At 60.9% G+C, this 26,373-nt stretch carries 22 protein-coding genes; 16 read left to right on the forward strand and 6 right to left on the reverse strand.

Features of this window, described 5'->3' with window-relative positions; genetic code table 11:
• The first annotated feature begins 10 nt into the window (after positions 1–10).
• Genes J2W46_RS10560 through J2W46_RS10570 form a run of 3 tightly spaced genes read left to right on the forward strand, consistent with a single transcriptional unit; the run spans position 11 to position 2,585 of the window.
• Positions 11–343, forward strand: a complete 333-nt coding sequence (locus J2W46_RS10560) for a hypothetical protein (protein WP_088173423.1) — start codon at positions 11–13, stop codon at positions 341–343.
• Positions 316–1,284, forward strand: a complete 969-nt coding sequence (locus J2W46_RS10565; RefSeq protein ID WP_088173422.1) for a cytochrome c oxidase assembly protein — start codon at positions 316–318, stop codon at positions 1,282–1,284. The genes J2W46_RS10560 and J2W46_RS10565 overlap by 28 nt, the downstream gene beginning before the upstream one ends.
• Positions 1,281–2,585 carry a cytochrome c gene (locus J2W46_RS10570; RefSeq protein WP_088173421.1) on the forward strand — a complete coding sequence of 435 codons (1,305 nt, stop codon included), beginning with the start codon at positions 1,281–1,283 and terminating at the stop codon, positions 2,583–2,585. The genes J2W46_RS10565 and J2W46_RS10570 overlap by 4 nt, the downstream gene beginning before the upstream one ends.
• Before the next feature lie 31 nt (positions 2,586–2,616).
• Here the strand turns inward: J2W46_RS10570 and J2W46_RS10575 are convergent, their stop codons facing one another.
• Positions 2,617–3,126 carry a GNAT family N-acetyltransferase gene (locus J2W46_RS10575; RefSeq protein ID WP_088173420.1) on the reverse strand — a complete coding sequence of 170 codons (510 nt, stop codon included), beginning with the start codon at positions 3,124–3,126 and terminating at the stop codon, positions 2,617–2,619.
• Positions 3,127–3,407: 281 nt separating this feature from the next.
• On the opposite strand from J2W46_RS10575, the gene J2W46_RS10580 reads away from it, so the two are divergent.
• The 3 genes from J2W46_RS10580 to J2W46_RS10590 all read left to right on the forward strand — a co-directional run bounded on the left by J2W46_RS10580 (position 3,408) and on the right by J2W46_RS10590 (position 6,819).
• Entirely contained in the window at positions 3,408–3,941 is a 534-nt protein-coding gene (locus J2W46_RS10580) for a CinA family protein (RefSeq protein ID WP_310353465.1), read from the forward strand.
• Positions 3,942–4,034: 93 nt separating this feature from the next.
• Complete coding sequence (locus J2W46_RS10585) at positions 4,035–6,083, forward strand: NAD(+) synthase (protein ID WP_310353468.1); 2,049 nt, start codon at positions 4,035–4,037, stop codon at positions 6,081–6,083.
• Between the two features lie 148 nt (positions 6,084–6,231).
• Positions 6,232–6,819, forward strand: coding sequence for a hemerythrin domain-containing protein (locus J2W46_RS10590; protein ID WP_020068346.1), 588 nt, complete (start codon positions 6,232–6,234; stop codon positions 6,817–6,819).
• A 54-nt stretch (positions 6,820–6,873) separates the two neighbouring features.
• Here J2W46_RS10590 and J2W46_RS10595 read toward each other — a convergent pair whose 3' ends face one another.
• On the reverse strand, positions 6,874–9,180 hold the full coding sequence (locus J2W46_RS10595) for an FdhF/YdeP family oxidoreductase (RefSeq protein WP_310069342.1): 2,307 nt from the start codon (positions 9,178–9,180) through the stop codon (positions 6,874–6,876).
• A 249-nt stretch (positions 9,181–9,429) separates the two neighbouring features.
• Here J2W46_RS10595 and J2W46_RS10600 point away from each other — a divergent pair, with 249 nt between their 5' ends.
• A complete protein-coding gene (locus J2W46_RS10600; RefSeq protein WP_310353471.1) occupies positions 9,430–10,878 on the forward strand; it encodes a cytochrome ubiquinol oxidase subunit I in 1,449 nt (482 codons plus the stop codon).
• The gene (gene cydB / locus J2W46_RS10605) at positions 10,862–11,875 is read left to right on the forward strand and encodes a cytochrome d ubiquinol oxidase subunit II (RefSeq protein ID WP_310353474.1); all 1,014 of its coding nucleotides are present in this window, start codon (positions 10,862–10,864) and stop codon (positions 11,873–11,875) included. Before J2W46_RS10600 ends, cydB begins: the two co-directional genes overlap by 17 nt.
• A gap of 306 nt (positions 11,876–12,181) precedes the next feature.
• Here cydB and J2W46_RS10610 read toward each other — a convergent pair whose 3' ends face one another.
• Complete coding sequence (locus J2W46_RS10610; protein WP_310353475.1) at positions 12,182–14,821, reverse strand: outer membrane protein assembly factor BamB family protein; 2,640 nt, start codon at positions 14,819–14,821, stop codon at positions 12,182–12,184.
• A gap of 168 nt (positions 14,822–14,989) precedes the next feature.
• Here J2W46_RS10610 and J2W46_RS10615 point away from each other — a divergent pair, with 168 nt between their 5' ends.
• The 4 genes from J2W46_RS10615 to J2W46_RS10630 all read left to right on the forward strand — a co-directional run bounded on the left by J2W46_RS10615 (position 14,990) and on the right by J2W46_RS10630 (position 16,876).
• Positions 14,990–15,397, forward strand: coding sequence for an NUDIX hydrolase (locus J2W46_RS10615; protein ID WP_310353477.1), 408 nt, complete (start codon positions 14,990–14,992; stop codon positions 15,395–15,397).
• Between the two features lie 69 nt (positions 15,398–15,466).
• On the forward strand, positions 15,467–15,694 hold the full coding sequence (locus tag J2W46_RS10620) for a hypothetical protein (protein WP_310353478.1): 228 nt from the start codon (positions 15,467–15,469) through the stop codon (positions 15,692–15,694).
• Positions 15,695–15,742: 48 nt separating this feature from the next.
• Positions 15,743–16,285 (forward strand): hypothetical protein, encoded by a 543-nt coding sequence (locus J2W46_RS10625; protein ID WP_310353482.1) that lies wholly within the window; start codon positions 15,743–15,745, stop codon positions 16,283–16,285.
• A gap of 78 nt (positions 16,286–16,363) precedes the next feature.
• The gene (locus J2W46_RS10630; protein ID WP_310353485.1) at positions 16,364–16,876 is read left to right on the forward strand and encodes a hemerythrin domain-containing protein; all 513 of its coding nucleotides are present in this window, start codon (positions 16,364–16,366) and stop codon (positions 16,874–16,876) included.
• Positions 16,877–17,007: 131 nt separating this feature from the next.
• On the opposite strand, the gene J2W46_RS10635 is transcribed toward J2W46_RS10630, so the two are convergent.
• A complete protein-coding gene (locus J2W46_RS10635; RefSeq protein WP_020068335.1) occupies positions 17,008–17,508 on the reverse strand; it encodes a YciE/YciF ferroxidase family protein in 501 nt (166 codons plus the stop codon).
• 158 nt (positions 17,509–17,666) lie between these two features.
• Here J2W46_RS10635 and J2W46_RS10640 point away from each other — a divergent pair, with 158 nt between their 5' ends.
• Positions 17,667–18,542 (forward strand): manganese catalase family protein, encoded by an 876-nt coding sequence (locus J2W46_RS10640; protein ID WP_020068334.1) that lies wholly within the window; start codon positions 17,667–17,669, stop codon positions 18,540–18,542.
• 124 nt (positions 18,543–18,666) lie between these two features.
• On the opposite strand, the gene J2W46_RS10645 is transcribed toward J2W46_RS10640, so the two are convergent.
• Positions 18,667–19,911, reverse strand: coding sequence for a phosphatidylserine decarboxylase family protein (locus tag J2W46_RS10645; protein WP_310353487.1), 1,245 nt, complete (start codon positions 19,909–19,911; stop codon positions 18,667–18,669).
• Between J2W46_RS10645 and J2W46_RS10650 the strand changes: the two genes are divergently transcribed.
• On the forward strand, positions 19,910–20,749 hold the full coding sequence (locus tag J2W46_RS10650; protein WP_374726818.1) for a PIG-L deacetylase family protein: 840 nt from the start codon (positions 19,910–19,912) through the stop codon (positions 20,747–20,749). The genes J2W46_RS10645 and J2W46_RS10650 overlap by 2 nt on opposite strands.
• Before the next feature lie 64 nt (positions 20,750–20,813).
• A complete protein-coding gene (locus J2W46_RS10655) occupies positions 20,814–21,761 on the forward strand; it encodes a glycosyltransferase family 2 protein (protein WP_310353492.1) in 948 nt (315 codons plus the stop codon).
• A gap of 56 nt (positions 21,762–21,817) precedes the next feature.
• Here J2W46_RS10655 and J2W46_RS10660 read toward each other — a convergent pair whose 3' ends face one another.
• The gene (locus J2W46_RS10660; protein ID WP_310353495.1) at positions 21,818–24,505 is read right to left on the reverse strand and encodes an ATP-binding cassette domain-containing protein; all 2,688 of its coding nucleotides are present in this window, start codon (positions 24,503–24,505) and stop codon (positions 21,818–21,820) included.
• 507 nt (positions 24,506–25,012) lie between these two features.
• On the opposite strand from J2W46_RS10660, the gene J2W46_RS10665 reads away from it, so the two are divergent.
• Positions 25,013–26,308 (forward strand): glycosyltransferase family 4 protein, encoded by a 1,296-nt coding sequence (locus J2W46_RS10665; protein WP_310353497.1) that lies wholly within the window; start codon positions 25,013–25,015, stop codon positions 26,306–26,308.
• Positions 26,309–26,373: the final 65 nt, after the last annotated feature.

Raw genomic sequence — 26,373 nt, forward strand, 5'->3', positions numbered from 1 at the left:
GAGGTTTGCCATGCGAACCTGGCTCGCGCTCCTCGGCGCGCCTTCAGCGGTACTGGCCGCGCTGAGCGCTGACTATGCGCTCGTCACGCCCTCCTGTGCGTGGCGAACGGTCCTGCCTCTGGGCAGCGTGACCGGCACTGCGCTGCTGTTTTCAATGATCGCGACGCTGCTCGCGTGGCGCCGCTGGCGCGAGGCCGGCATGATCGCCCCCGCGACTGCGAGCGCGCTCCCCGCGCGTCCCGCAATGCTTGCGTGCGCGGCCACGTGGGTCGGCATGCTTTCGACGCTCGCACTCGTCGCAATGTGGATACCGCAATGGCTTATTTCCCCCTGCGCGCAATGAACAAATCAATGCGCCGCGCACTCGCGTTCGCCGCGTTGTGTATTCCGCCAGGCGTACACGCACATGTGTTAAGTGCCGCGGAGAGAAGCGCGCCGCCCGTGCTGCGCTGGACTTTCGAACCATGGGTCGTCGCACTGCTCGTCGTGAGCCTCGGCCTCTATGCAGCCGGCTACCGGCGCCTGCGCGCGCGCAGCCGACGCGGGCGCGGCATTCGCATGCGTCAGCTATGCGCATTCGTAACCGGATGGCTCGCGCTCGTCGCCGCGCTCAACTCGCCACTCGACGCATTGAGCGCGGCGCTCTTCTCCGCGCATATGGTTCAACATGAACTGATGATGATCGTGGCCGCTCCGCTGCTCGTGCTCGGCCGACCGCTCGCGGTATGGCTGTGGGCCTTTCCTCCGGCGGCACGGCACGCGATAGCCGCCGCCGTCCGCACGCCGGTGCTGTACGGACTGTGGCGCGCGCTGTGTACGCCGACCGTCGCATGGCTGCTGCACGCCGCCGCGTTGTGGACGTGGCATATGCCGCGTTTTTTCGAAGCGGCGCTCGCGTCGCCCGGTATTCATACGCTTCAGCACGCGAGCTTCCTGCTAAGCGCGCTCCTGTTCTGGTGGGTCGTTTTCGGCGAAGGCGCGCGGCGCGATCAAAGCGGCTATGCGATGTTGTCGCTCTTCACGACGATGGTTCACACCGGCGCGCTGGGCGCATTACTGACGCTCGCGCCGGGGCTCTGGTACCCAGCGTATGTCGAGCCAACCTCTGTGCTCGGCTTCGATCCGTTGCAGGATCAACAACTCGGCGGCCTCGTGATGTGGGTGCCTGGCGGTCTGGCGTATCTGATCGCAGCGCTTCTGACTGGCGCGCGCTGGCTGATGCATCGCGCGCCAGTCACGCTCATGCCCAACACGCTGGCCGCGCGTCGGGATACCACCTCATGATGCGGCGCTTCAAACTGATCGTGCTGGCCGGCACGGCGATGCTCGGCGCGTTCACGACTCCGTGTGTCACAGCCGAGGCCGCCGGCGCATCGGACCCGGCGCTCGCGGCCCTCGTGGCGCGTGGAGAATATCTCGCCAAAGCGTCGGACTGCGCGGGTTGCCACACCGCCGTCGGCGGACAAGCTTATGGCGGCGGCTTGGGACTCACATCGCCATTCGGCACGATCATGAGCAGCAACATCACGCCGGACCGCCGATACGGCATTGGCGCCTACAGTTACGTAGATTTTGCACGCTCTGTGCGGGAGGGCGTGTCGCCGGGTAACAAGCGGCTTTATCCGGCGATGCCGTATGCGTCCTTTTCAAAAATGTCCGACGACGACATGCGCGCGCTTTACGCGTATTTCATGCACGGAGTAAAACCGGCGCCCGAACCGGCTCCGCCCACCAAGCTGGCGTTCCCCTTCAATCAGCGCTGGGTGCTCTATTTCTGGCAACTCGCGTTCGCACCAACAGAACCCTATCGGCCGAAGGCCGGACGTGACGCGCAGTGGAATCGCGGGGCATTTCTCGTGCAAGGTCCGGGGCATTGCGGCGCATGTCACACACCTCGCGGGCCAGGCTTTCAGGAACGCGGCTACGACGAGTCGTCGCCCATGTATTTGACGGGTGGAGTCAATGACAACTGGTTCGGGCCGAATCTGACCGGCGATCCGGGCTCGGGACTCGGACGTATCGGCGAAAAAGATCTTGCCGCATTTCTGAAGACGGGACACGGTGCGGGTCTCGTCGCATTCGGTTCTATGGTCGAGCAAGTGGAAGACAGCACTCAATATCTGACCGACGAAGATGCGCTCGCCATGGCGCACTATCTCAAGTCACTGCCGGCGCAAAAGCCGTCCGGGAGCTATGAGCCGCATGCCCAGCCCGACTTGCCGACGCGCAACGGCAATCGGGTCGATGCGCCTCAATCGGTCGGCGCGCGGGTCTATATCTCGTTCTGCGCGCGCTGCCACGGTGTGCAAGGTGCGGGCGTGCCCAATGTATTTCCGCGGCTAGCAGGCAACCCGTCAGTGATCACCGAAGATACGACTTCGCTGATTCGCTTAATGGTGGAAGGCGGCAACAGTCCCGCGACTATCAGTGGACCGCCGCGTCAAGCAATGCCGGGCTTCGCTCAAACGCTCACCAATGCGCAAATGGCGAACGTGCTTTCATGGATCCGCACCTCATGGGGCAATGACGCGCGACCTGTAACGGCCAACGACATTCAGTCGTTGCGCGAGAAAATCCACAAGTAGCGCGGCTCGCAGCCCGCGCGATCCGATTGCATTACGCCCCGCGCGTGGTGGCTTTGCGCTGGTTGTCGGGCGCCTGTCCGTCAAGGCGCTTTTCGAAGCAGCACGAATCGTCTTTGCCCACATACGGTCCATACGGTTCGATGCGATGGAAACCGTGTCGCTCGTAGAACTCGATCGCGCGACGATTGTTCACGTGCATGCCGAGCCATAACGCCTGATAGCCTAGCTCTGCTGCTTCTTTCTCGAGTCGCGCGAGAATGGCACTGCCTGCGCCCTCCGCGCCGGGGCGCGCATAGAGGCGCTTGATCTCGGCGATGTGCTCGCCTAACGGACGAAACGCGCCACAGCCAAGCGGCGTCGAAAAACCGGTCCTCGCAACGAGAAAGCGCGAGCGCTCAAGCGCGACGTCGTGAATGGAAAAGCGGCTCTGTCCGCCGTCGCCGGTGAACACGGCCAGCGTCGCGCTCAGTTCGTCGAGTAGCGTCTGCGCGTCGGTCGAGGACGGATCCTCGCGGTTGATAACGATTGTTGGAAACATCATGTACGTCGCCTCCTTTGCCGTCGCATGCGAAGCAAAAAGAGCAAGCGCTGTACCGACGGTAAAGCGGCGCGCAAACGCTGAACGTGGGGCGAAAAAAAAGCGGCTCGCCGTGTGGCGAGCCTAACCGAACAAACAACCATGGCGTCCCGGTGAAGGGACACGTTTGTCGAGCAATCGCCGTGCCGCTGGATGAAGACAAATGCGCAACGGGTATTGCACTTGCTCGCTGACAACTGACTGGCTTATCGTGACAAACGAGCCGGGATAAACGAGGACGCAAAATGAACATTCCCCGCAGCGTGGTTGGATTTCTCTCGTCGCGCGGTCTTGTGATCGCCACCGCCGAATCGTGTACCGGCGGTCTCATTGCATCTCTGCTGGCAGACGTGCCGGGCAGCGGCGCATGTCTCGACGTGGGCCTCGTCGTTTACTCGCCGACCGGTAAATGCGGTGTACTGAACGTGCGGTCGCAGACGATCGAAGAACATGGCCTGACGAGCGAGGCAGTCGCCCAGGAGATGGCCACAGGTGTACTCGCCCTCGAAGGGTGCTCGGCCAATATCGCAGTCTCGAATACGGGGCTCGCGGGTCCGCCGCCCAAAGGCACGGATCTGCCGGCAGGCACACAATGCTTTGCGTGGCGTTACAAGCGCCGGGACGGTGAATTCATGTTTGCCGAAACGCGAGTGTTCGGCGGAGACCGCACCACCATCCGGCGAAACGCAGCGCTTTACGCGCTTTCGCGAGTCGAGTATTACTTCAATCAGTTGCCGAACGTACGATACGCTCGACCCGGTTCGCCGCACTCCGCCTGAACGCGTCGCGAACGCCGCATCGGGCTGTGTTCAACACTGGTTGGAGCGGATAAGCTTCCGCTTCCGACCGGCTATTCATAGGCGCCGCACATCATGACGCAATCATTCTTCAACTTGTACAGTCACGATTTTGCACGTGTCGCGGTTGCGGTTCCGGTGTGCCGCGTGGCCGATCCGCAATTCAACGCGCAGCAGACGCTGAAACTGGCCCGCGAGGCCGCACAAAAGGGCGCACTGCTTGTCGTGTTTCCCGAACTCGGCATATCGGCCTATACGTGCGACGACCTCTTCCACCAGCGAGCACTGCTCGATGCGTGCGAATCGGCTATCGGCGAGATCGTTGCGGCCTCTACGAGTATTCCCGCGGTACTGGTCATCGGCGCGCCACTGAAGATCGAGCATAAGCTGTTCAATTGCGCATTAGTGATTTCGAACGGCAAGCTGTGCGGTGTGGTGCCCAAAAGCTACCTGCCCAACTACGGCGAGTTTTACGAAGCCCGCCAGTTCAGTGCGGCGGAGAACGCGTCTAGCTCCGAAGTGACGTTATGCGGACAGCATGCGCCCTTCGGCGCGTCATTGCTGTTCGACGTCCCGCACGCGCCACTCTTTCGCTTCCACGTAGAAATATGCGAGGACGTATGGGTTCCCGTGCCGCCGTCGTCATTTGCGGCGCTCGCGGGTGCAACGGTGCTCGTCAATCTTTCGGCATCCAACATCGTGATCGGCAAGTCCGGTTATCGGCACCAACTGGTCGGGCAGCAATCCGCGCGATGCCTGTCCGCGTATCTATATTCGTCCGCGGGCCGCGGCGAATCTACAACCGACCTCGCATGGGACGGCCAGGCGCTGATCTACGAAAACGGCGAACTGCTCGCCGAATCGGAGCGTTTCGTCGACACGTCCCATGTGATTTACGGCGACATCGACCTCGAACGGCTGTCGCGCGAACGGATGAGGCAAACCACTTTCGGCCAGTCCACGCGCCGCCACGCAAACGAGGTCGGCAAATTCCAGGTGATCAGCGTGCCGGCTTCGCTTCCCGATGCCGAGCATTTGCCGCTCATGCGTTCAATCAACCGTTTCCCGTATGTGCCGTCAAATCCCGCGACACGCGATGAACGCTGCGCCGAGGTCTACAACATTCAGGTGCAGGGGCTGCTGCAAAGGCTCGGCGCGGCCGGAATCTCGAAAGTGGTTATCGGTGTCTCGGGCGGCCTCGATTCCACGCAGGCGCTGCTCGTATGCGCAAAAGCCATGGACCGGTTGAAGCTGCCGCGCTCGAATATTCTCGGTTACACGATGCCCGGCTTCGCGACCAGCAGCCGCACACTCCAGCAGGCGAAAGATCTGATGCAAGCCGTGGGCTGTTCGATGGAGGAAATCGACATACGCCCGAGCTGCATGCAAATGCTTCACGACTTGCACCATCCGTTTGCGTCGGGCGAAAAGCAATACGACGTCACATTCGAAAACGTTCAGGCGGGCGAGCGCACCAGCCACCTTTTCAGGCTCGCCAATTTCCATCAGGCAATTGTGATCGGCACAGGCGACCTGAGCGAACTGGCGCTCGGGTGGTGCACCTATGGCGTGGGCGATCACATGTCGCATTACAGCGTCAACGCAAGCGTACCGAAGACGCTGATTACGCATCTGGTGCGCTGGGTCGCCGAGTCGGGCCAAGTCGGCGACGCGGGCTCGCATGTGCTGGAGCAGATCCTGGCGACCGAGATCAGCCCGGAACTGGTGCCCGGCAAGGTCGACAAAGTCATCGACCAGAAGACCGAAAGCATTATCGGTCCGTATGAGTTGCAGGACTTCAACCTCTATTACCTGTTGCGCTTCGGCTTTTCACCGTCGAAGGTCGCGTTCCTCGCGCATTGCGCATGGGCCGACCGCGAGCGCGGCGTCTGGCCCGCGGGTCCACATGTGGCGCGCAACGAATACACGCTTGGCGACATCAAGCGCAATCTGGCGATCTTCGCCGAGCGCTTTTTTCACACCAGCCAGTTCAAGCGCTCCTGCATTCCGAATGCACCCAAGGTGGGATCGGGCGGCTCCTTGTCGCCGCGCGGCGACTGGCGTGCACCGAGCGACAGCGAGGCGACGGTCTGGTTGCGAGACATCGAAAGGATTCCCGGCTAGCGGGACGTTGCAGGTATGGCGAATGCGGTGTGTGGCGCATCCGCGAGCGCCCGCATGCCGGATTCGCATGCTCATGTGCATGTCGACTTCGCGTGCAGACAATCCCCACAAACCGACGCGCGGCGCCGCGTCATTCTGGAGAACTGCCATGCCCGATACCAATTCGTCGATGTCTCCCACCATTACCGCGATGATCCGGCTCGATCATATGCATGTACTTGCCGCGTTTCATCGTTATCACACAGACACGCCGTGGTGGCGCAAGCGCGCAATCGTTAATTCCGTTTGTGCGGCACTCGAAATTCACGCACAACTAGAAGAAGAAATCTTCTATCCGGCATTGGCCGGTGTAATGAGCGAGGATAAAACGCTCGAAAAGAGCCAGCCCGAACACGACGAAATGCGCGCCACCATCGCAAAGCTACGCGCAAGCGGACCCGAGGATGCCGCATACGACGGTCTTTTTCAGCAACTGATGCGCGAGGTCATGCATCACGTGGCCGACGAAGAAACCGTACTGCTGCCTGCCGCTGAGCGGGCCTTGAAAGGCGAGCTGCGTTCGCTCGGCTCGAAAATGACGCGCCGTAGAATGCAGCTTCTTGGTGAGCGTCCGCGGGAAATTGCAGTGAATACCGCAGGTACATTCCCGATTGCGACTTTCCTGCTCGGATCTCTGCTCGTGATTGGCGCGACGCAATGCTTGCCGAAGTCGCGCAGATCGCGCTACGCCGATTGACCGCGCTGAAAGCGGATCGCGAATCCGCCGGGCAATCGTCGCCCGGCGGGGCTGTCATGCCCCAGATGTAGCAACCGGCTTTTCGACAATCCGCACCGGAATAGACTTGGCGCCGGGCACTTTACTTTCTTCGGCGTAATGCCAGAGCGGCAGCAGCGGATTGCATTCCGGGTAGTAGCCGGCAATGCAGCCACGCGGAATGTCGTAAGCCTTGACGGTGAGTCCGCTTACGCGCCGGTCGAAGCCGTCGTCGGAAATGGTCTGCAAGCCTATCTTATCGCCTTCGGTCAGACCGCTCGCCGCCATATCGTCTTCATTCATCAGCACAATCATGCGGTTACCCTTCACGCCGCGAAAGCGATCGTCCAGCGAGTAGATCGTCGTATTGAACTGGCTGTCGGAGCGCAGTGTCATCAGTCTGAGCGCGTCCGTCTCGCGCTCGGGCATGTCGGGATCTTCGCCGAGTGCCTTCGGCACCTGGAACTCCGCCTTGCCGCTTTTCGTCTTCCATTGCCGCTCGCGCGCGGGCAGAGGTTTATGAAATCCGCCCGGCGTCCACATGCGCTGGTTGAAGTCGTGGAATATCTCCGGATAAGTCTTTTCTATCTCATTGCGCACGATCGAGTAATCATCTCGCCACGCATCCCAGTCAACGTTGAAGCGAGTGCCCAGTGTCGCTTTCGCGATTCCCGCGACGATATAAGGCTCCGAGCGAATGTTGTCGCTGGCCGGTTCCGCCACGCCGCGCGAACCGTGCATGCACGCGGTGCTGTCTTCCATCGAGACAGCCTGGTCGCCGCTCGCCTGCCGATCGATTTCGATGCGGCTCAAGCACGGCAAAATGTACGAGATCTCGCCATGTACGAGGTGACTGCGATTGAGCTTGGTTGCAACGTTCACATTAAGGCGCAAACCTCGCCACGCGGGTTCTATCCGCAAGCGGTCCGGCACGGAACGCACGAGATTGCCGCCGAGGTTGAATACGCCCTTCACCTCTCCTTTGAGCATGGCTTCAAACGCTTCGACGGTATTCATGCCTGTTTTGCGCGGCGGCTCGAACGAGAACTGGCTTGCCAGCTTATCGAGCGGCGCCAGTTCCGGCTTTTCCGTAATGCCGACCGTGCGCTGCCCCTGCACGTTGGAATGACCGCGCACAGGTGATGGCCCAGCGCCGGGCTTGCCCACGTTGCCTCGCAGGAAGAGCAGATTGCACACCATGCGGACGTTTTGCACGCCCAGCCGGTGTTGCGTCAGTCCCATGCCGTAGTGGACGATCACTGCATTCGCCTTCATGTATTCGTCTGCGGCCGCCTGTATCGCGTCGCGAGTCAGACCGCTGACCTTTTCTATGTCCGCCCACGAAGCCTCGCGTGCATAGTTCGCGAATGCTTCGTAACCGGTCGTGTGATCGCGAATGAAATCCGCATCGACGACACGCGGCGCACCTTGCTGGATGGCGAGATCGTCCGCAGCAATCACCGCCTTGCAGATGCCAAGAATTGCAGCGGTATCGCCGCCGGTCTTGAGTTGATGATATTGCGTGCTGATCTGCGTGTTGTCGGGCGTGAGCATCTGCACCGGCGATTGCGGATTCGCAAAACGCACGAGCCCCGGCTCGCGAAGCGGATTGAACGTGATGATCGGCACCCCGCGCTTGCGCGCGTCCTGCAATTGATGAAGCATGCGCGGGCTATTGGTGCCCACATTCTGGCCAAAGAAGAACATCAGGTCCGTCTTCTCGAAGTCGTCGAGCGTAATGGTGCCGACGCCTACCCCGATTGCTTCCTTCAGCCCGACGCTGGTGCTTTCGTGACACATGTTCGAACTGTCGGGCAGATTGTTCGTACCGTACATGCGCGCTAAAAGCTGGTACATGTACGACGTTTCGAGCGACGCGCGGCCCGACGCATAGAACACCACACTGTCCGGCTCGAGCTTGTTGAGCTCGCGACCGATTTCATCGAACGCCTGTTGCCATTCCACTTGCACGTATTTGTCGGTGGCTGGATCGTAGCGCATCGGCGCGGTGAGCCGCCCCGCTTCTTCCAGGTCATGGTCGTGCCATGACAGCAGTTCGGTCACGGTATGCAGCTGAAAGAACTCTGGCGTCATTCGCTTGGACGTCAGGTCCCAGGCGGTGGCCTTCGCACCGCTCTCACAGAACTCGAATACGTGCGGGTCGGCCGGCTTGGCCCACGAACAGCTCACGCACATGAAGCCGTCCGGCTTATTCTGCTTCGCGAGCACAGCACTGTCTTTCAGGCCGACATGTTCCTGCGCGAGAATTGTGGTGACTGCCTTCAGCGATCCCCATCCGCCCGATGCGTAGGGGTAATCTCGTGTCGTGTCCTTTTCTTTCATTACGGTCTCCGCGCGAACGTCAGTACAGAACGAGAGCAAAGTGTGTACCTGTTGGCGAAAAGAGCGCATGCTCCTGACAATAGGTTTACACGCCTTTCGCATGGTCTTGCGCGGGTACCCGCGCTATGCCGGCAGACACAGTCAGGCCACGCATTTGCATTTACATTGCTTATATTCAGAAGCATGCGCTGCGGCGCAAATTGCGAATCCGTCCATCAGGTCAGCCACGTCCTTATTCGAGGTACCGTAATGCCACCCTCGGTCGACGCACTGTTTCTTGCCCGAACGCAGTTCGGTTTCACCATCGCCTTTCACATTATTTTCCCGGCAATGTCCATCGGGCTCGCCAGCTATCTTGCAGTGCTCGAGGGCGCATGGCTCTTCACCGGCAAGCCGGTATACCTGGCCGTATTCCGCTACTGGCTGACGATTTTCGCAGTGGTATTCGGCGTCGGCGTGGTGTCTGGCCTTGTCATATCGTATGAGTTCGGCACCAATTGGGCGGGCTTTGCCTATCGGGCGGGACCTGTTGTCGGCCCGCTTATGGGTTACGAAGTACTAACCGCGTTCTTCCTCGAATCGGGCTTTCTTGGTGTGATGCTGTTTGGCATGACCCGCGTCGGCCCCAAGCTGCATTTTCTTGCCACAGTGCTCGTCGCTATCGGCACTTTGCTAAGCGCCTTCTGGATTCTCGCTGCAAATTCATGGATGCAAACGCCGCAAGGATTCGAGATGGTCGACGGCCGCTTTGTGCCCACCGACTGGCTCAGCATCATCTTCAACCCTTCGTTCCCTTACCGGCTCGTGCATATGGTGCTCGCGGCCTATCTGAGCGTGGCGTTCATCGTCGGCGCGGTGGGTGCGTGGCACTTGCTGCGCGATCCCGGTAACGAGCCCGCGCGGCTCATGGCTTCCATGGCGCTATGGATGGCGTGCATCGTCGCGCCGATCCAGATTCTCGCCGGCGACGCGCACGGTGTGAACACGCTCAAGCATCAGCCCGCAAAGATCGCCGCACTCGAAGGCGACTGGGAGTCGAAACCAGGCCAACCGCTTATTTTGTTCGGCATGCCAAACATGAAGACCGAGACTACCGACTACGCTGTCGAGATCCCGCATCTGGGCGCGCTGATCCTCACACATACATGGAACGGATCTATCAGAGGACTCAAGGAATTCGCGCGAGAAGACCGCCCGTTTTCGCCGCTTATTTTTTGGACCTTTCGCGTCATGGTCGGCCTTGGCGTGCTGATGGCGCTGACCGGTTTCGCGAGTCTGGCACTTCGGGCGCGTCATTCGCTTTATCGCGCGCGCTGGCTGCACCGGATGATGGTCGCAATGGGACCGTCCGGCCTCATCGCCCTGTTATGCGGCTGGACCGTGACCGAAGTGGGCCGTCAGCCTTACACCGTATATGGCCATTTGCGCACCGCCGACAGCGTGTCGCCCATCGCCGCGCCCGGCGTCGCGACATCGCTTGCGGCTTTCGGCGTCGTGTATCTGATCGTATTCGGCGCGGCAATGGTATTTGTACTGCGTCTCATGGCGAGGCGGCCATCGCTCGCGACAGAAGGGCCCGCCAAGGACAAGCCGCATCGCAGCGCGGGCATCACGCCCGGACCGGCGCAACGGCAGACTGCATCGACCACCACTGGCAACACTTCTGCACGGGACGATCGCCATGACCGCCACGATTGATCTGCCGCTCGTCTGGGCGGCCATCCTGGCGTTTGCCGTGCTTGCCTACGTGCTGCTCGACGGATTCGATCTCGGCGTGGGCATCCTGTTCGCCGTCGAACGCAGCCGGGACGATCGCGACCTGATGGTGAACACCATCGCGCCCGTATGGGACGGCAATGAAACATGGCTCGTGCTCGGCGGCGGCGGACTTTTCGCCGTGTTTCCCCTCGCCTATTCGATCATCCTTCCAGCGCTCTATCCGCCGATCATCGCGATGTTGCTCGCACTCGTGTTTCGCGGCGTGGCTTTTGAATTCCGTTTTCGCGCAACGGGTTCTGGCCGCGCGTGGTGGGACGTCGCTTTCTTCTCGGGTTCCACCACGGCCGCTTTGTGCCAGGGACTCGTGCTGGGCGGACTGCTTCAGGGCATCCACGTGAAGGGAGTGTCGTATTCCGGCGGCTGGTGGGACTGGCTTACCGGCTTCACCGTGCTGTGCGGCCTCGCCGTGGTCGTCGGCTATACATTGCTTGGATCGTGCTGGCTGATCTGGCGCACCGAAGGACCGCTGCACGAGCGCTGCCGGCGTTATGCGCGCACCATGGCAGTGGCGGTGCTTGCGCTGATCGTCGTCGTCACGCTGTGGACGCCAATGTTGCAAGGCTCGCTCGCTGCACGCTGGTTCCGCTGGCCGGACATTGCATTCACCGCTGCGGTGCCGATATTGCTGATTCTTCTCGCGGCCGGCTTCTGGCGCAGCCTTTCGGCGCGGCGCCAGGCGCTGCCTCTGCTCTTCGCCTATGGCATTTTCATTCTTTGCTATGCAGGTCTTCTGATCAGTCTGTATCCGTATCTCGTGCCACCTGCCATTTCCTTCCGCGATGCCGCCGCGCCCCACGCAAGCCTCTTATTTCTGCTGGTGGGCGCAGCGATTACCGTCCCGATGATTCTCGGCTATACGGTGTATGCCTATTCCGTTTTCAAAGGAAAAATGCGTCCCGGCGAGGGATATCACTAACATGTGGCGACGATTCGCATGGTTTGTGGGCCTGTGGTTGCTGGGCGTTGCAACCGTCGCCCTCGTGGCAGGCGTATTGAAAGCTGTATTACACGCCGCTACGCATTAAGCGATCTTCGAACCTTCTGCGCGCGCCGCGGCGGCTGGAATGTTTGCGCGCCGACGCGTAACGTTTTCAACCGGATGCACATTGGAGTGCATTCGCTTACTTGACGCAGAAACTCGCGCGCCTGTCGCAAGCGCGCGGCGGGCCTTAACCGCGACGCTCCTGCGGCGCCCGCTCGCGCGCGATCCTCAAACGCTCTTTCAGGGCAGCGTGTACGCGATCACGTAATCTCCTTGCTTCGTGCCGAGCGAGCCGTGCCCGCCCGCGGTGACCAGCACATACTGCTTGCCGTTGCTGTCGGCGTAGGTCATTGGCGTTGCCTGCCCGCCTGCGGGCAAGCGGGCTTGCCACAGCCGGTCGCCAGTACGTACATCGTAAGCGCGCAGATAGTAATAAAGCGTGCCGGAGAGGAATGCCACACCGCCGGCAGTCGTGATCATGCCACCCAGACTCGGCACGCCGAGCGGCATGGGAATGGGCAACGGCGCGCTATCGCGGATGGTGCCGTTCTTGTGTTCCCACACAATGTGGTTCGTGCGCAGATCGACGCCCGCGACATATCCCCACGGCGGCGCCTGGCATGGAATGCCGAGCGGCGAAAGGAACGCATTGAGCTCGAATCCATAAGGCGTGCCGCGAGCGAGCTTGATGCCGCTCGTTTCACTGCCCTTCTTCTCTCCGTTATCGGACGGAATCTGCGAGCGCGGCACCAGCTTTGATGTGAAAGCCATGTAACTCGGGTTCGCGATCAGTATTTGCCGAACCGGGTCCACCGCAATGCCGCCCCAATCGAACACCCCGAAATTGCCCGGGAATACGAGCGATCCCTGCTCGGACGGCGGCGTGAACATGCCGTCATATCGCAGCGATTTGAACTTGACGCGGCACCACAGCTGATCGAAAGGATTGGTGCCCCACATGTCGCGCTCGCGCACTTTCGGCGGTTTGAAGTTCAGCGCGGAGAACGGTTGCGTAGGCGAAGTGTGATCGCCTGTTCCCGCGCCCTGGGGCACCGGTTCTTCCGTGATCGGCACGATCGGCTTGCCGGTCTCGCGGTTCAGCACGTACAAACTGCCCTGTTTCGTCGATGCGATCAGCGCAGGTTGCACGCCACTGGGTGTCTGCAGATCGATCAGCGAAGGTTGGCCGCCTACGTCCATGTCCCATAGATCGTGGTGAGTGAACTGGTAATTCCAGCGCATCTTGCCGGTTGCGAGATCCAGTGCAACGACGCCCGCCGCCACCTTCTCCGAAGCCGGCGTGCGCAGGCCGCCCCACTGGTCGGGTGTCTGATTGCCGAGCGGCAGATACACCATGCCGAGTTTTTCATCCACGCTGAAGACCGACCACATGTTCGGCGAATTGCGAACGTACGTCTGATTGCCGGTAATCGGCTGGGTCTCGTCTGGATTGCCCGCATCCCAGTTCCACACGAGATGACCGTCGTGCACGTCGAACGCGCGGGTGACTCCCGACGGCTCGTTGGTCGACTCGTTATCCGTGACGTGGCCGCTGATAATGACCAGATCGCGAGTTACCGCGGGCGGCGACGTCGAGTAATAACCGCCCGGCGTAAAGGGACCGATATTCGTGCGCAGGTCGATTTGACCGTTATTGCCAAAGTGCGTGCATGGCTGGCCCGTGTCGGCATTGAGCGCAATCAATCGTGCATCGGCGGTCGGCAGGAAAATGCGGCGCGGACATTCGGCGCTCACGGCAGCGGCGGCCGTCTGTTGGGTCGCAGCCGACGTATCGCTGGCGGCCGTGGCGGCGGATGCCGATTGCGTTGATTCCGCCGATGCAGATGCACCGTTGGCCGCGTCAGTGGTCGCTGATGCGCCATCCGCCGCAGGCGCCGAGGCCGATGCTTGGGTATTCGAAGCCGCAGCGCTCGCATCAGTGCTCGCAGCCGCGCCTTCAGTCGGCGCTGAAGCCGCTGATGAAGCCGCCGCATTATCCGCCGCTGCTACCGCGGCATTTGCCGGATACATCGCGTCGTCGTGATATGACACGCCGCGGCAAGTCATATGCTCCCAGTGCTTGAAGCCAACGGGACTCTGAATATGCGGATCGTATCGCCAGAGTTCCTTGCCCGACGCCGGATCGAGCGCGATCACGATACTGTGCGGCGTGCAAAGGAAGAGCTTGTTGCCGACCTTGATCGGCGTGTTCTCATCGGTAGTTTCGGTGGGGTCGCCCGGGCCCGGCTTGTCGCCTGTTTCGAATTGCCAGGCCACTTTCAGTTGCCCCGCATTTTCCGGTGTGATTTGCGTAAGCGGCGAATAGCGCTGACCGAGCGGCGAGCCGCCGTAGTCGGTCCAGTCGGCCGCCTGCCGGTTCGCGTCACCGGCAATTGGTGTAGTGGGTGGAGCGGCAGTGGAAGCCAGGGTGCCCGCGCGATCATACGGATGATTGAACGCTGTGACGAGGCCGAGAAGTACGGTCAGGACCACGGCGGCAGTCAACGGCACGACGCCCTCGCGATGCGCGGCCGGTGGCCCGAACACAAGTTTGCGTGTGACGGGCGGCAGCAATAGCCACAGAGCGAGTACAAGCCACACCCACAAGCGCGGCAACAATTGCCAGAAGTCGAAGCGCGCTTCCACCACGGCCCAGATCGTCGAACCGAACAGAATCAGCGCGAATAGCCATAGCGCCGAACGTCGGCGAATGCTGATCAGCACGCCGGTCAGCGCAATCGCGATCCCGGTCACCACGTAATACCACGAGCCACCCAGCGCGACGAGCGGGACTCCGCCCCCAGCTAGCGCCAGACCAATGATGATGAAGACGACAGCGGGGACGGCAAGTGCGGGCGGAAACCGATGTGGCTTCGACATATTCACCACCTCTACAGACAATGATTCGAATTGGATTACACGAGAAAAACCGACCGTTTGGCCGAAAGCGCCGTTTGTGCAAGTAGCATTTACAGTTCCCGGTGGACTCATCGGCAAGGCATGCAACATGCAACGTGTGCCAAAGTCGCACAATTACCCCGAAATGTCATGAAGCATCGAGCCACCGTCCTTTGCCTGCGCGCTAATCACATCCTGCTGGTCGCGAGATCCAACGGCCGGTGGGCGCTGCCCGGCGGTCGATGCAAGATCGGTGAGCCCGCGTTCGACGCGGCCGCTCGCGAGCTTCTTGAAGAGACTCAAATGAGCGGCATCCCGCTCCAGTACATTTTCGAGTTCTGGGGCGCCCGCACTCGACACTATGTATTTGCCGCGCGTATTCCCGACGACGTCGAGCCGATACCGAGCAATGAAATCAGCCGATGCCGCTGGGTCAGCGTGAAAGACGTTCGTTCGGCATGGGTCAGCGTGTCGACTCGCGGCATCGTTCAGATACTTCTGGAAGAGAGCAGTCCGATGGGGCCCGCTCGGAGGTCGAGTCCATTGCGGGCGTTCTGAGCGCAGCTGGCGCGTGGCACGAGCGTTGCATGACGAAGCTTGTCGCTTACTTACCCACGGAGTTTCACAATGGCAGGAGATAACTCGTTCAAGCCCGGCGAACTCGTCAAGACCTCCGGCATCTATTCAGTCGTTCACGACCACGGCAAAGACACCTTCGAAGTAACGTGCGTGGAGGGAGAACATTTTCCGCCTACGCGCAGCGGCAAAGGTGCGCACTTCGAGCTCAAATACGCGGCCACGCATGCGCATCGGCACGGTGAGCTGAAGGGAAGCGAAGCAAGGCAAAACGCCTAACCGGCGACAGATCGTCGAAACAGCGCGCCCGGCGAGGAGCACAAAACGATGCCTAAAACTTCCGCTTCGCCGTTCGCTCTTGCCGAGCGCGCAATCATCAGCCTGTACGACGGCGGCGTGCTATCGCCCGCTGTCCTCGAACGGCTATTGGCCGTTTTCGCGCAAGAGAACACCGACTGGGACACGAAACCGTCTCAACGCACCGTCGACGGACGCTCGCTTCACGAAGTGGTCGTTCTCACCATGCTGCCAGGCGAATCTTTACGTTCGGCGAGCAAATCCTTCCTGTCGGTAATCGAGCACATAGCCGGCGTATCGCGAACTGAAAATCCTGCGAGCGCGGCGGAGGACGTAGACGAGCACGAAGAAGAATCCGCGGACCAGGACGACGACAGCGCAGAACTGGCGCAGCAATTGTCCGGCAGTGCTCGCGCTACGCGGCGCGGCCGTGCCGCGAACGTGAAAGACAAAGCGAAAGACACCGCCAAAAACAAAAAGAGAGACTCCGACTCGCCCACGCGGCAGCCGAAGAGAACAGCAGCGTTCAATCCGCTGCTGAACGCTGCAGCACCGCGCAAGAGCAAAAACTAAACTGCGGCGCATGGGCACAGTGCTTGCGTTACCCCGTTCAAACCTGCCGCCAGGCGGCGTTTCAACACGGAGAGCGACATGCCCGAAAAACAACCGAACCCCAATACAGACGATGCACTCGAACTGCTGATCGCGGATCATCGCGCCGTCGAGCGACTATTCACCGCGTTCAAAGAAACTAAAGAAGACGATCTGGAAGCGAAAGCCACGCTGGCGCAGCGCGCGTGCGAAGAGCTCACCATTCACACCATCATCGAAGAAGAACTGCTCTACCCCGCTGCGGCTGAAGCGCTGCCGTCAGGCGATGTGGTCGACGTGGAGGAAGCGTACGTCGAGCACTTTCTCGTGAAGACACTGATCAGCAAATTCGAAACGCTCAAGGCCGGCGACAAAGGCTTCGACGCGACGTTCAAAGTGATGAGCGAAATGGTGCAACATCATGTGGAAGAAGAAGAGAACGAACTGTTTCCGGAATTGCGAAAGGCCAATCTCAATGTGAAGGGACTGGGTCAGAAAATCGCGCAGCGCAAGATGGAACTGCAGGGCAAGCTCGACGCAGTCGGCAGCCGTGCGGTCGGCGACAAAACCTGACGCGCGGAGTTGTCGCGGGTCATGCGGCGCGCGTGGCTCGCAAAAAAACCGGCCCTTGAATGGGCCGGAGCACACGATCAAAACCGCTCTCTCAGTCCCGCGTCGCTTTTCAGCCGGCGGGACTTCCCCACTTACTTCTGCTGCTTCGCCTTTTCGTTGCCGGCTCGCTCAGCGAATTCGGTCAGCTTCAAATCCGTCGCCTTCTCTTCTTCCAGCGTTTCCTTCAGCAGATTGACGGCATCGGTGAAACCCAGCTGCTTTCCGATCGCGCACAGGCTGCCGTATGCGGCGATTTCGTAGTGTTCCACCTTTTGCGCGGCGGCGACCAGACCGGCATCGAGCACTGCGCCTTTCTCCATTTCGTCGATCAGCTCCTGCCCTTCCTCGATCAAGCCTTCCATCGCGACGCACTTCATTCTTTTCAACTTCACGCCACTCGTTTCTACAACCTTATCGATTCTTTCCACCTGTCCTTGCGTTTCCTCCAGGTGCATTTTGAACGCCTCGCTCAATTGCGGATCGGACGCAGCACGCGAGAGTTTCGCCAATGCCTTGGTCAACTGCTTCTCGGCGCTGTAGATATCCGACAGCATGTGAACGAACAGATCGTCGATGGTCTTTCGCTGTGTCATGTGCAACTCCCAAGGTAGTGGTTAGGAGCCCTGCAATCCGCAACGCGTGTGCCAGAACATCGGCACGCGCGTTGTGACGATTTAATGGCTCAGGTATGCGGGATGCGCAAGGAAGCGTGCAGTCGAAAGTTTTCCAACCATACTCAGCGGAGAAACCAATGTTCGTCCACAACAAACGACTTCAATATACCGTGCGTGTCGCCGCCCCCAATCCGGGCCTCGCCAATCTGATGCTCGAGCAATTCGGCGGACCTCAAGGCGAGTTAGCGGCCGCGTGCCGGTACTTCACTCAGGCCGTCGCTGAAGACGACCCGGGCCGCAAGGATTTGCTGTTCGACATCGCTACTGAAGAACTGAGTCACCTTGAAGTAATCGGCTCCATCGTCGCTATGTTGAACAAGGGCGCGAAAGGCCAACTCGCCGAAGGCGTCGAGCAGGAAGCAGAGCTGTATCGCTCGTTGACAGGCGGCGGCAACGACTCGCATACCACCGCGCTGCTGTATGGCGGCGGACCTGCGCTCACGAACTCCGCGGGCGTACCGTGGACGGCTGCGTACATCGACACGATTGGCGAACCGACCGCCGACCTGCGCTCGAATATCGCTGCCGAAGCGCGCGCGAAGATCGTCTATGAGCGCCTGCTGAATGTCACGGACGACCCGGGCATCAAGGAAGCGCTCGGTTTCCTGATGACGCGCGAGATCGCTCACCAGAAGTCGTTCGAGAAAGCGCTGCACTCGATTCAGCCCAACTTCCCGCAAGGCAAGCTGCCGGGTGTTCCGGAATTTACAAACGTGTACTACAACATGTCGGCTGGCGAAGGCGACGCACGCGGTCCGTGGAACGAGGGCCCGGAATGGGAATTCGTCGAGGCACCGCAGCCGGCAGTGGATGGCGGCGACGGTCTGCCATCGGTCAACGTGACGCAAGCTGATGTCGAAGTGCTAGGCGCGCTGGCCGAGAGGACCGCATCGGATACGGAATCGGATCCGATGACGGGCGCCGATCTTGGCTCGGGTAAGCAGCCGGGCTAAGCGTTTATCCGCGGCGGGCTGCCCCGCGATCAAGAAGAAAAAATGCCGCGAAGCGCATTGCGCTTCGCGGCATTCGAACATCAGTTCCACGCTCTTTAAGAATCATAGGCGTCCGCAGCGAGGACTAACTCGCGGTCGCGATGTGTGCATTCACCTTGACTGGCGGCGGGTGGTCGAAAGGAGGCTGCGGCACGAAGCTGCTGATGACACCCGGTTCGAAGACGAGACAGCAGGTCGAACCGCCGTACTGGAAGAAGCCTATTTCATCGCCCTTGGCGACGCGCTGGCCAGGCAACGCCTCTATCATGCACGATGACACGTCGGCCATGCCGACGAAAAGACAGCCGACCTGACCGATCGCAGGATCGTCGCTTTCAATAACGATCACGGCGCGCGCCGCCACCGCGGTAATGTAGCCCTGCGAATCGTTCAGACCGCCGGCGTCGCGGCCTTCCGAATCGGCGTCGGAATAATAGGTGCCGTCCAGCGCGTACGCTTTCTTGATGACGCCACTTACCGGCGCATGCCACCGGTGGTAATTGAATGCACTGAGAAAGGACTGATAGATCGAGCCGCCGACAAAGCACTGTGCAATTTCGCGCTGGCTAGCAGAAAACATATCCAGTAACGAATAAGGCTGTGCCTTGATCCAGAAGGTATCGGTCAGCTTGACGTCTGTCTGGATGTTATACGGAGCCGCCTCGCAGGCACTGACAATGATCTTGTCGTTATCCGGCTGATCGACTGGCCGTACGCCCTCGCGGAACCGGCGCGTGAAGAAGTCGTTCCATGACGAGAAGCCCCAATACGGCTTGTCGGTATCGCAAACGAACTGCGACATGCCGATCTGCTCATCGGCCTCGGGCGAAAACCATCCATTCGGCGCCGAGGTATTCAGGTGTTCCCGCGAATGCGGCCCGCTCAGGAACCCGCACCAGCAATTGAGCACGCGTTTAAGCCGCTGGTTCAATGCCGGGTCGCGGAACAACGCGTAGCCGGACGGCATGCACATCGGCCAGTCCAGCACCGCATTCAATGGGCAGTGAATCAGACTGGTCTCGCTGAACGGCGGCGCATAAGTCATTACGTAATCGATGATCACCATCAACTCGTCTATTGACGTATAGCCGAGCACATAACCAGCGTCGCGGGCCTGATCGATTGCACGCGTCATATCCATGCGAAGTACGGGGTCGCCGCTCAGAAGCGCGGCCAGATCTTCTACCGCCGACGTTCGCGGCGCATGCATCGCGCGAGCGCGGGCTTTCTCCGCGAGGTCGGTGCGATATTGCGCGAGATGCTCTTCGTTCGATGGCAGCCAGCCGCCGAGCCTGCGCCGCTCGGTGGCGGTTTTGTCGTTGTCTGTCATGCTGATCCTTTCGGCTCATCGGAAACAATACTCCCACCGGTTTGCAAAGGTCATTCCTGTTAGCTTCAGGTCATGTTTCAGAACCAGGCCCGCTATTTGCACGCCATCTGTTCCTTTCGTCTTTAAGCAAGTCCATCATAAAATGATGCAATCGCGCGCCCGTTTGCTCGTCGTTTCTCCACATCTCGACGACGCCGTTTTGAGTTGCGGGCTGCTTCTCGCAGCTAATCCATCGGCCATTGTTTGCACGGTGTTCACCGCGCCGCCGCCGGAGAACATGTCCACTGACTGGGACCGGCAATCCGGTTTCACGGATGCGTTTGAGGCAATGCAGACGCGCAAGCAGGAGGACATTCGGGCGTTGCAAAAGCTCGGCGCACAGCCGGTACATCTGTCCTTCTGCGATGCGCAATACCTGTTGACACCGAGCCCCGATGATCTGACCGGAGCGCTTCGCCGCACGCTCAACGAGCACAGTCCAGACAACGTGTTCTTCCCGCAGGGCATCTTCCATTCCGACCACACCTTAGTGTCGGACGCATGTCTCGCGCTGATCGACGTCATGCCCGACACCGCATTTCATGCCTATGAAGACGTGCCGTATAGGCAGAGGCAAGAAGCGGTATCGGAGCGCATTGAAGAACTGACGAAACGCGGCTACGCGCTGTCCCCCTCTACCGACGTGAGCGCACCGGTCAATGCATTCAGCGCGCATGAGCAGATCAAGCGAGAAGCTATCGCCGCCTACGCGAGCCAGTTGCGCGCATTTGGCCCACAGGGGCAAAGCTCCCTTTATTCAACCGAAAAGTATTGGCGGCTGCAAAGAGCCTCAAGCTAGTTGAAAGCGAACGGCACACCGATTGCTTGAACGGGGCATCGCCTCGTCAAGAATAAAGAACCGCATGGAAAAAAAATCGCTTTCCCGGCGCATTTCGGTCGTCGTTCTGACGTACAACCGCGCCGATGAGCTTGTGGCCACTCTCGAGCGCCTACTCGCCCTTCCCGAAAACCCGCCCATTTTTGTCGCGGACAACGGCTCCAGCGATAACACCGTCGCGCTCGTGAAGGCGCTTTTTCCCACTGTGTGCATCGTCGAATGCGGGGCGAATCTCGGCGCGGCCGGACGTAATCGCGCCGCCGCGTACGTCGGCACGGACTACGTGGCCTTCTGCGACGACGACACGTGGTGGGAGCCGGGCTCCCTCGATCGCGCGGTGCAACTGCTCGATGCGTGGCCGAACGCGGGCGTACTGAGCGCGCGCGTGGTGGTCGGCGAGGATAACCTCACGGACCCGACCTGCTCGGTCATGCGTGCAAGTCCGCTCGGCAGCGAAGGGCTGCCGGGCCCCTCGTTGATCGGCTATATGGCAGGCGCATGCGTTTTTCGCACGTCGCTGTTTCGCCAACTGGGCGGCTACGAGCCGCGCCTTTTTATCGGCGGCGAAGAAGAACTCGTCGCGCTGGACGTGCTGGCAGCCGGGCACTCGATTGTCTATTGCGATCAATTGACCGTGCACCATCATCCGTCGCCGTCACGCGATAGCGGCATGCGGCGCCGCACACTCGCGCGTAATGCCGCGTGGATCGCGTGCCTGCGCCTGCCCTGGCCCGAGGCGAGCCGCGCGACCATGCATGCGCTCGCGACGTTCTCACGTGAAGGCACCCTCGCGCGCGACGCCGTTCCGCTGTTGCGCGGGCTCGCATGGGCATTGAGACACCGCACGCCAGTACCGGCTCAGGTGCTGAGCATGCGCGAACGGGTACGCACGGGCGAGCGTCAAATGGCGGCGCCGGTGCCGGCCACCGCCCGCCCAAAGCCAACCGTAAGCAAGGTCGACGCGCGTACCTGAGCCGCAGGACGTGGAGAGGCGCACATGCGCGCGGCGAACGCGCACCGCCTCCCGCTTCATACGCCCGTGCGTGCGGACGCCATCGCCAGATTGCGAATTTCGCCTATCAGCTTTTCAGGTGCAACCGGCTTCGAAAGATGCGCCTGGAAACCGGCCATCTGCGCTCTCATACGGTCTTCCCCCACCGCGTAGCCGGTGATCGCGATCGCTGGCACGCGGTCCTGCAGCGGCAGTTGCCGATCGGCTTCCAGACGTCGCAAACGGCGCAGTACGTCATAACCGTCTTCGTCCGCGAGCACGATGTCGCATAGCAACGCGTGCGGCCATTGTGTGGTCGGTGTGGCGGCGAACCAGTCCAGGGCCTCCTTGCCCGACGACGCGGTTCGCACGCGCGCGCCACTCGACACAAGCACCGCTTCTAATGCGTCGAGCGCGTCTTCCTGGTCGTCGATAGCCATGACAAAGAGACCTTCTAGCGGCGCCGCGCCGTCCACTTCCGAGGTCAACGGCATTGCCGCCGAACCGGCACGTGAATCAGCGTCGGCCACCGGACGCAAAGGCAGCATGGCGACATAGGCGAGCCGCCCGTTGAGCGTCATTAGCGTGAAGCTGCCGCCCGCCGCAGCCAGCGCTTCCTCCATATAGCGAGCGGCCGCTTGCGACAGTTCAGCGGGCTTTTCGCCCATGCCGAGTACCGTGACCCACACCTGATTGTTATGCCGCTCGACGCGAAGCTCGATGCGCTGCCCCGGCCTCGCGTGCACGATCTCATTGCGGCACAGCTCGGCGATCAGCGGTTGCAGCACGCTCGGGTCGCCGGTCACTCGCAGATCGTTGTCGCTGATCTGCGGATACAGCGTCACCCGCTGCGCGGCAATTTCGTCGTGCAACGCGTCGATCACACCGGCCATCAGCGCCGCGAGGCTGACCGACTGCGCAGTGAGCTTGCGTTGCGCGTGCTCGAGTTCGCCCTGCTGCCATTGCAGAGACCACATCTTCGCGTACACGCCTTCACGCGTGAGCAACTCGCGGTGCGTGCCCTGCTCGACCACGCGGCCATGCTCCATTACCAGAATCCAGTCGGCGTCGACCACGGTCGATAACCGGTGCGCGATCACGATCGACGTGCGGCCTTGCGCGAGCCGCGTCAACTCCGTCTGAATCGCGCGTTCCGAACGCGTGTCGAGCGCGGAGGTCGCCTCGTCGAATACGATGATGCGCGGGTCCTTCAGGATGGCGCGTGCAATGGCAATGCGCTGGCGCTCGCCGCCCGAGAGCCGCACACCGCGCTCGCCGACGCGGGTGTCGTAATGATCTGGCAGACGTTCGATAAATTCGTCGAGTTGTGCCGCGCGCGCCGCCCGCACCACATCCGCGCGCGTTGCCGAAGGCCTGCCGTACGCGATGTTATAGGCAATGGTTTCGTTAAACAGCACCGTGTCTTGCGGCACGATGCCGATTGCTTCGCGCAGGCTCTTTTGCGTAACGTGACCGATGTCCTGTCCGTCTATAAGAATCCTGCCGCTGTTTGGCTGATAAAGACGAAAGAGTAGCTTCACGAGTGTCGACTTGCCCGACCCGCTGCCGCCGACAATCGCCAGCGTCTTGCCAGGGTAGGCATGAAAGTCCACGTCGCGCAGAATCTGCCGAGCCGGGTCGTAGCCGAAGTCCACGTGCTCGAACGAGATTTGCCCTGCGCTCACCACTAGCGGTTTCGCGGCCGGTTCGTCGATATCCTCGCCAACGCGCCCACGCGCGGCGAGTATTTCGAACATGCGCTCGACGTTGACCATCGCGTCGTTCGTCTCACGAAATACGAAGCCGAGCGTATTCAGCGGCATGCAGATCTGGATGATGTACGCATTGACCAGAATCAGATCGCCGACAGTCATGCTTCCGGCCACCACGTGCTGCGCCGCGAGCAGCATGATTGCGCCAATGCCGAACGCGATCACCGCGCTCTGCCCTACGTGCAGCGCCGTCAGCGCGCGCTGATTCGCCGTTCTGGCGTGCACCCACTTGTCGAGCACGACCGACAACCGCTTCGTTTCCGTGTCTTCGGTGGCGAAGTATTTGACCGTGTCGTAGTTAAGCAGACTGTCCACGAGCCGGCCATCCGATTGCGCCTCCAGAGCATTCACCGCGCGCTGGAACGCAACGCGCCGCCGGGTGAACACGAATGTATATGCCGCATAGCAAACGAAGGTTGCCGCAATCGCGATCATGAATTCGCGCGCGTAATTGTGGACCATGATCGCGACGATGGTCGCAATCTCGAACGCGGTCGGCACAATCGTAAATAGCGCGACGCCGAGCAGAAAGCCGATGCCGTCGGCGCCCTTTTGCACGTCGCGAACTATTGCGCCGGTCTCGCGTTTCGTGTGAAAGCGCGCACTCATGCGATGCAGATGCGCGAAAGTCCGCTCGGTAAATGCGGCGACAGTGCGCTGCGTGACAATGCTGAACACCACGTCGCGCGCTTCATTCAATGCATCGCCGAGAAAACGCAGTAATGCATAAGCCAACACGAGGAACACTGGGAACAGCGCCTGCGCGACCGGGTGCCCCAGCTCGTCCACCACATGCTTGAGCACGAGCGGAATCAGAACGGTGGAGAGCTTCGCGGCAACCATCAGCAGCAAGGCAGCGACGGTCTGGTTGCGATAACGCCAGACTGCTCGCATCAGGTCGGCGGCAATGCGGCGGGTCAACTGGGAACGGGGCAGCGTTGCGGAGTTCGGCATGGTGTCCTGAGAAGGCCGCGGCAGCGCGTGAACTGCAACCCGGCATTAGATTCCACGAAGCGGATTCGCAAAGCGGCGCGACGAGCAACGTGCATGTCGGGCACGTGCGCCAGGGGCAGTAATGCCCACACAGCGGAGCACACCTCACAGCAAACCCTGCGCCCGCCGCCGGACAAAACTTAGCATAGACGACACATTAGCGGCACGCGATGAAAGCCGCGCGTTGAAGAAAATATTCTCGTCTACGTTGGTGACGGTGATCGAACTTACATGGCCGCTTGTAGAAAAAGGGAACGCCACACCGTTTCCTTGCGCGAAAAAAGGGAACGCTACAGCGCTTGTCCGCACCCCACACCGCATTGCGCTTCGCGCGTCACTCGCAGCGCATAGGCACAGCGCATGCTGATGCCGGATAACAGCGTTGTATTGCGTGAAATTGCATAAGAGTGCTCAGCAAAACGCGCCATGGACACCCCCGCTAATGCCAATCTCCGCGAAGGAATCTCAATGAAGATCGCCCTCATCAGTGAACACGCCTCGCCCCTCGCCGTCGCCGGAGGCGTCGACAGCGGAGGACAAAACATCTATGTCGCGAATGTTGCGCGTGAACTGACAGAGATGGGCCATCAAGTGGATGTGTTCACGCGGCGCGACCGCGCGTTGCTACCGCTCATATCCGACATGGAGGGCGTCCGCGTGATCCACGTCCCCGCAGGGCCACCGATGCAGTTGCCGAAAGAACTGCTGCTGCCCTTCATGGATGAGTTCGCCGCGTTCCTGATCGAGTTCTTCCGCCGCGAGAAAACGCCATACGACGTCATGCACGCGAACTTCTTCATGTCGGGCCTTGCGGCATTGAAGGTCAAAGCCGCGCTCGGCGTGCCCCTCGTCACGACGTTTCATGCGCTCGGCCGTGTTCGGCGGATACACCAGGGCGCGAGCGACGGCTTCCCAGACGAGCGCTTCGCAATCGAAGACGACCTCGTCGCGCAGTCCGACGTGGTGGTCGCGGAATGCCCGCAGGATGAAGCAGACCTGATTGAGCTTTACCACGCCAACCCCGCGCGCATCGAGATCGTGCCGTGCGGTTTCGACGCCGACGAGTTTCACCCGATGGACCGTGCAGCCGCTCGCGACGCACTCGGCTGGCAGCAAAACCAGTTCACCGTGCTTCAGCTCGGACGGCTCGTGCAGCGTAAGGGTATCGACAACGTCGTTCGCGGCGTGGGTGTACTGAAGAAAGCCTTCCGGACCTCTGCGCAACTCTACGTGGTGGGCGGCAATTCCGACGCGCCGAATGAAAAGGCCACGCCGGAAATCGCGCGCCTTCGCGGCATCGCGCGTGAATGCGGCGTAGCTGAACAAACCATTTTCGTGGGACGGCGCGGGCGCGCGCAATTGCGCTACTACTACAGCGCGGCAGACGTGTTCGTGACGACGCCCTGGTACGAGCCGTTCGGCATCACACCGGTCGAGGCGATGGCTTGCGGCACGCCGGTGATCGGCGCCGATGTCGGCGGCATCCGCTATTCGGTTGCAGACGGCATCACCGGCTTTCTCGTGCCGCCGCGCGATCCGGCCGCGCTCGCCGCGCGCCTGAACCAGTTGCGGCGCGACCCCGCGCTCGCTCGGAGGATGGGCGAAGCAGGCGTCGAACGCGCGCGCAAGGAGTTCACATGGCGCGGTGTGGGCGAATCGCTCGCGCAGATCTATATGCGCACCGCGCGGCTCGTGCCCGCCAAAGCCACGGAAGACCGCGTGGAAGTTCCGCTGCGAGCAGCGGCCGGCGCATCGTTCCGTTAGGCGCCGCGCAGCATTGCAGCGCTGCTAGCGCAGCCAGTTATGTCGAGCCGGTGCGGACGCATGGT

The organism is Paraburkholderia strydomiana, from assembly GCF_031456815.1.
Lineage (GTDB): Bacteria > Pseudomonadota > Gammaproteobacteria > Burkholderiales > Burkholderiaceae > Paraburkholderia > Paraburkholderia caledonica.

Coding starts and splice junctions, on each gene's coding strand:
- J2W46_RS10560 (WP_088173423.1), top strand. CDS start 11: ATGCGAACCTGGCTCGCGCTCCTCGGCGCGCCTTCAGCGGTACTGGCC.
- J2W46_RS10565 (WP_088173422.1), top strand. CDS start 316: ATGGCTTATTTCCCCCTGCGCGCAATGAACAAATCAATGCGCCGCGCA.
- J2W46_RS10570 (WP_088173421.1), top strand. CDS start 1,281: ATGATGCGGCGCTTCAAACTGATCGTGCTGGCCGGCACGGCGATGCTC.
- J2W46_RS10575 (WP_088173420.1), bottom strand. CDS start 3,126: ATGATGTTTCCAACAATCGTTATCAACCGCGAGGATCCGTCCTCGACC.
- J2W46_RS10580 (WP_310353465.1), top strand. CDS start 3,408: ATGAACATTCCCCGCAGCGTGGTTGGATTTCTCTCGTCGCGCGGTCTT.
- J2W46_RS10585 (WP_310353468.1), top strand. CDS start 4,035: ATGACGCAATCATTCTTCAACTTGTACAGTCACGATTTTGCACGTGTC.
- J2W46_RS10590 (WP_020068346.1), top strand. CDS start 6,232: ATGCCCGATACCAATTCGTCGATGTCTCCCACCATTACCGCGATGATC.
- J2W46_RS10595 (WP_310069342.1), bottom strand. CDS start 9,180: ATGAAAGAAAAGGACACGACACGAGATTACCCCTACGCATCGGGCGGA.
- J2W46_RS10600 (WP_310353471.1), top strand. CDS start 9,430: ATGCCACCCTCGGTCGACGCACTGTTTCTTGCCCGAACGCAGTTCGGT.
- cydB (WP_310353474.1), top strand. CDS start 10,862: ATGACCGCCACGATTGATCTGCCGCTCGTCTGGGCGGCCATCCTGGCG.
- J2W46_RS10610 (WP_310353475.1), bottom strand. CDS start 14,821: ATGTCGAAGCCACATCGGTTTCCGCCCGCACTTGCCGTCCCCGCTGTC.
- J2W46_RS10615 (WP_310353477.1), top strand. CDS start 14,990: ATGAAGCATCGAGCCACCGTCCTTTGCCTGCGCGCTAATCACATCCTG.
- J2W46_RS10620 (WP_310353478.1), top strand. CDS start 15,467: ATGGCAGGAGATAACTCGTTCAAGCCCGGCGAACTCGTCAAGACCTCC.
- J2W46_RS10625 (WP_310353482.1), top strand. CDS start 15,743: ATGCCTAAAACTTCCGCTTCGCCGTTCGCTCTTGCCGAGCGCGCAATC.
- J2W46_RS10630 (WP_310353485.1), top strand. CDS start 16,364: ATGCCCGAAAAACAACCGAACCCCAATACAGACGATGCACTCGAACTG.
- J2W46_RS10635 (WP_020068335.1), bottom strand. CDS start 17,508: ATGACACAGCGAAAGACCATCGACGATCTGTTCGTTCACATGCTGTCG.
- J2W46_RS10640 (WP_020068334.1), top strand. CDS start 17,667: ATGTTCGTCCACAACAAACGACTTCAATATACCGTGCGTGTCGCCGCC.
- J2W46_RS10650 (WP_374726818.1), top strand. CDS start 19,910: ATGCTGATCCTTTCGGCTCATCGGAAACAATACTCCCACCGGTTTGCA.
- J2W46_RS10645 (WP_310353487.1), bottom strand. CDS start 19,911: ATGACAGACAACGACAAAACCGCCACCGAGCGGCGCAGGCTCGGCGGC.
- J2W46_RS10655 (WP_310353492.1), top strand. CDS start 20,814: ATGGAAAAAAAATCGCTTTCCCGGCGCATTTCGGTCGTCGTTCTGACG.
- J2W46_RS10660 (WP_310353495.1), bottom strand. CDS start 24,505: ATGCCGAACTCCGCAACGCTGCCCCGTTCCCAGTTGACCCGCCGCATT.
- J2W46_RS10665 (WP_310353497.1), top strand. CDS start 25,013: ATGAAGATCGCCCTCATCAGTGAACACGCCTCGCCCCTCGCCGTCGCC.